Below are 2092 nucleotides of genomic sequence, written 5' to 3' on the forward strand. Positions count from 1 at the left end.
CCAGGATGTGCAGATAGAACCGTCGTTCGTCGGGAGCTGGTGGTGCTTGTAACAGTAACAGCGGCGTTCGCGTAATTCCCGATGCTGGGTCATATTCCGGTGCATATCTGCGCGAAAGATTGCGGGCGATCATCGTCTTTCCGATCCCGGACGCGCCATGCACAAGAAGGCCAGGCATACGGGTTTGCCTTGGCGCTTCGATCATACACTGCAAACGGTCCAGAACTTGTTCGGCCCGCGGAAAGCCAATCCAGATATCCGATTGAATGAGGGTGATCCGACCGTCTTCCTCTGTTTTTCCTGCCCTCAATTCACCATCTCTCCACCTTGAACAATGGGCGCGATGTATCACCCGTATCGATCGCGCGCAGCCCTTCGGTTGTTGAGACGGCCGAGTTGGCGCCCTCCAATGTCCCTTTTCTTTCACGGGATCGGCGTTCGGCCCTCGTCAGGCTCCGGCTTTCAGACTCGATTTGGCGTTGCTGTCGGATCAGCTCAGCCAGGACCAGCTCATTGGACCCGGACTTGCCAAGGGCACGGGCATTCCTCATGGCTTCGCGATATTCCCAGAGCGACACAGGCGGAATTTCCAGGTTTCGGTACCGAGCTTCGACGTATCGGTCATTATCCAGTTCGACCCAGATCACCGAGAGGTCGCGAGGGTCGTAGCGGACGACCACCTTTCCATCCCCGCGCCCGATGTGGCCTGCAAGCGCATCGGACCAGTACCGTATCTGGAACAGATGGATGCCGTCACGCCTGACCTTGCGCAGTTCACTTGGCAGAAAGCTCACCCGAAAGGCTTCAATCTCGAAGGGGATATCGCCCATCATTTGCTCTGAGAGCGCCTCCCATTTGGCAACGGGCGTGCAGCCAAGACTTGAATGAATGCTGTTGTTGTAGCGGCAGATTTCCAGAGCAAACCAGCGATCGAAGTCGCTTAAGGTCATCGTGGCCATGCCCTCGGCGTCATAGTCGCCCTTGGCCACGACCGAGGATTGCGTTGTTCCAGGCAACAGGTGCACGGCCCCCATCATCGTGCCGATCAATCGTTCGATGTGCCCTCCGAAATGAGGACTGCCTGGCGGCCGATAGACCAGATCGATCCCCCATTCTGCACATGCCGACCGAAAGGCATGCGACCGGAAATCGCGCCCGTTATCGACGTGGATGCTATGCGGTTTACCCTGCGCGGGCCAAGGAACATTGCGCACCAATTCCGCCAGAAGTTCCGCCTTGGGGGCCACAGCCTGTGTCAGGCAAAGCGCCACCGACAGACGCGAAGGTGCCTCGAGAGAGGTGTAATATCCGGTCACCATCCGCGTTGCGACGTCGATCGCCAGCGTGACCCAAGGCCGCCCAATTGGTTTGCGTTCAAAACTGTCGACGAGAATGATGTCCGCAGGCGTATGGTCGATTTGCACGACCTCCAGTGGCCGGTTTGCCTTGTTGTCGCCTACGACCGGCGCAAATTTCTGGCGGGCCGCCTTTGCGCCTTCGCGTGCCTTGGCAATTTCACGGGCATCCATTGCATCCAGCCTGCGCTGAACCGTCCGACGTGTCGGCGGTTGCAAGCCCTGCTGCCAGCACGCGCTTCGGATTTCTGTCACGATGCGCGACAGGCTTGGGCGTTCCCGCCGTAAGAAATAACGGCGAAGATGTTCTTCGATCACCGCTTCCACCTTGCCGGATATCAAGGTTGTACCAGTCGGGCGGCCCCGTTTCCGAGAAGCCAGCGCGCTGGTGCGCCCACCCTCTTCGGCCAGACGCTTTATCCAGCGCCAGACAGTCGCCCTGCTGACACCAAGCTCCCAAACGGCGTCATTGATGCCACTTTCCAGACTGCCAGTTCCTTTGAGATATGCCTGAACAAGCGGACGCAGAACGGCCGCCCTGCGCGCCTCCTCAGCACCAGCGGCAACGAAGTCTTCGCGATCATCATCCATCAATATTTGCCACACGAAGCTGCGAACCCTGTCTCAGGTTTAAGGGCAAAAATATCGGATTTAAAGGCAAAATATCATATTTAAGGGCAAAGCAAGGCCGTTGATTTCGTTGGATTTCTCATCTCACAATTAAGGGCTACGCGACA

General features: G+C 57.6%; 2 protein-coding genes. Both read right to left on the minus strand.

The window, feature by feature from the left end; all coding sequences use genetic code 11:
• The coding region (locus tag PVW51_RS24155; RefSeq protein ID WP_338019779.1) for a TniB family NTP-binding protein at positions 1-427 on the minus strand (427 nt) is incomplete at its 3' end.
• On the minus strand, positions 312-1946 hold the full coding sequence (locus tag PVW51_RS24160; RefSeq protein WP_024099411.1) for a Mu transposase C-terminal domain-containing protein: 1635 nt from the start codon (positions 1944-1946) through the stop codon (positions 312-314). The genes PVW51_RS24160 and PVW51_RS24155, both read right to left, overlap by 116 nt.
• Between the last annotated feature and the right edge of the window lie 146 nt (positions 1947-2092).

This window comes from Sulfitobacter sp. PR48, from assembly GCF_028807335.1.
In the GTDB taxonomy this organism is placed as follows: domain Bacteria; phylum Pseudomonadota; class Alphaproteobacteria; order Rhodobacterales; family Rhodobacteraceae; genus Sulfitobacter.